Origin of the sequence: Hydrogenophaga sp. 70-12, from assembly GCF_001897365.1 — a bacterium.
In the GTDB taxonomy this organism is placed as follows: Bacteria; Pseudomonadota; Gammaproteobacteria; order Burkholderiales; family Burkholderiaceae_C; genus Hydrogenophaga; species Hydrogenophaga borbori.
Window position 1 is genome coordinate 1 of sequence record NZ_MKSS01000189.1, and the last position, 2,318, is coordinate 2,318.

The window sequence follows — 2,318 nt, forward strand, 5'->3', positions numbered from 1 at the left end:
TCGCTCGACGCGCTGATCTCGCGCGCCATCATCGGTGCCACGCAGGGCGTGATGCAGGTGGCCGTGACCGCTCCGCAAAACCAGGCCCGACGATCCCCGCATGATCAAGACCACCGCGACCATCAGCAATAAGCTGGGCCTGCACGCCCGCGCCTCGGCCAAGCTCACCAAGCTGGCGGGCACCTTCATCAGCGATGTCTGGATGTCGCGCGGCGAACGCCGCGTCAACGCCAAGAGCATCATGGGCGTGATGATGCTGGCCGCGGGACTGGGCAGCACGGTGGACATCGAGACCGACGGCAGCGACGAGCGCGCCGCGATGGACGCGTTGCTGGCCCTCATCAACGACAAGTTCGGCGAGGGCGAATGAAGAGGCCCCCACGCGCTGCCGCTTCGCGGGCCAAGGGTCCCCGAGGGCGCGGCTTCGCCTTGAGGCGCTCCGGCGGCGACACATGACGTTCTCCGTTCATGGTCTCGCCGTGTCCCGAGGCGTGGCCATCGGGCGGGCCGTGATCGTCGCCGCCAGCCGCGTGGACGTGGCGCACCGCCTCATCGCGGCGCACGAGGTGGAGGGCGAGATCGAGCGCCTGCGCCAGGCGCGCAAGGCGGTGGCCGAGGAGATCCTGCGCGTGCAGCAGGGCCTGGTTGGCCTGGGCCAGGTCGACGCCCACCCCGAGCTCGCGGCGCTGCTCGACGTGCACCTCATGCTGCTGCAGGACGAGCAGCTCACCGACGGCGTGAAGCACTGGGTGCAGGACCGGCACTACAACGCCGAATGGGCCCTGACCACGCAGCTGGAGGTCATCTCGCGCCAGTTCGACGAGATGGAAGACCCCTACCTGCGCGAGCGCAAGGCCGACCTGGAGCAACTGGTGGACCGCATGCTGCGCGTGATGCGCGGCCAGGCCACGCCGATCGCCGCACCCGCCGTCGCGACCGCGCGCGCGAGCGAGGACGAGCCGCTGGTGCTCATTGCGCACGACCTTTCGCCGGCCGACATGCTGCAGTTCAAGCAGAGCGTGTTCGCCGGCTTCGTCACCGACGTCGGCGGCAAGACCAGCCACACCGCCATCGTGGCGCGCAGCCTGGACATCCCGGCCGTGGTGGGCGCGCGCTCGGCCAGCCACCTGATCCGCCAGGACGACTGGGTGGTGATCGACGGCGACGCCGGCGTGGTGGTGGTCGATCCGTCGCCCATCGTGCTGGCCGAGTACGGCTACAAGCAGCGCCAGGGCGAGGTCGAGCGCGAGAAGCTCTCGCGGTTGAAGAACACGCCGGCCGTCACGCTGGACGGCCAGAAGATCGAGCTGCTGGCCAACATCGAGCAGCCCGACGACGTGGTAGGTGCGCTCAAGGCCGGTGCCGCTGGCGTTGGCCTGTTCCGCAGCGAATTCCTCTTCATGGGCCGCAACGGCCGCCTGCCCGACGAGGAGGAGCAGTACCGCGCCTACCGCCGCGCCGTCGAGGGCATGCAGGGCCTGCCGGTCACCATCCGCACCGTGGACGTGGGCGCCGACAAGCCGCTGGACCGCAGCGCCGCGCGCGGCGACGACCACCTCAACCCGTCCCTGGGCCTGCGCGCCATCCGCTGGAGCCTGGCCGATCCGGCCATGTTCCTTGAGCAGCTGCGCGCCATCCTGCGCGCGGCCGCGCACGGACCGGTCAACCTGCTCATTCCCATGCTCGCGCACGCGAGCGAGATCCGCCAGACCCTGGCTTTGGTGAACCGCGCGCGCGACCAGCTCACCGTGGCCGACGTGCCCTTCGGCGAGGTGCGGCTCGGCGCCATGATCGAGGTGCCCGCGGCGGCGCTGACCATCCCGCTGTTCCTGCGCCACTTCGACTTCCTGTCGATCGGCACCAACGACCTGATCCAGTACACCCTGGCCATCGACCGCGCCGACGAGGCCGTGTCGCACCTGTACGACCCGCTGCACCCGGCGGTGCTGCAGCTGGTGGCCAGCACCATCGCGCAGGCGCGCGCCCAGGGCAAGGGCGTGAGCGTGTGCGGCGAGATGGCGGGTGACGTGACGCTCACGCGCTTGCTGCTGGGCCTGGGGCTGCGCAGCTTCTCCATGCACCCCTCGCGCATCCTCGCGGTCAAGCAGCAAATCCTGCGCAGCGACACGGGCAAGCTGGCCGCCTGGGCGCAGACCGTGCTGCAGTCCGACGACCCGGCCGCGCTGCTGGTCGACTGAGGCGGTCTCAGCGCGCGCGCGTGGCCAATACCGCCGCGCCCACGATCATGGCGGCCGCCACCAGCACCGAGGCACTGGGCCATTCGCCGCGCACCGCCAGCAAAGTGCAGGTCGACAGCA

2 protein-coding genes and 1 pseudogene are annotated in these 2,318 nt (G+C 70.5%); all 3 read left to right on the top strand.

Annotated elements, in window-relative coordinates:
• Window positions 1–132: pseudogene (locus tag BGO22_RS11360) on the top strand (PTS sugar transporter subunit IIA); the annotation flags it as partial.
• Complete coding sequence (locus BGO22_RS11365; RefSeq protein WP_070401241.1) at window positions 101–370, top strand: HPr family phosphocarrier protein; 270 nt, start codon at window positions 101–103, stop codon at window positions 368–370. The pseudogene BGO22_RS11360 and the gene BGO22_RS11365, both read left to right, overlap by 32 nt.
• A gap of 82 nt (window positions 371–452) precedes the next feature.
• Window positions 453–2,198, top strand: a complete 1,746-nt coding sequence (gene ptsP / locus BGO22_RS11370) for a phosphoenolpyruvate--protein phosphotransferase (RefSeq protein WP_286850907.1) — start codon at window positions 453–455, stop codon at window positions 2,196–2,198.
• The last annotated feature ends 120 nt before the right edge of the window (window positions 2,199–2,318 follow it).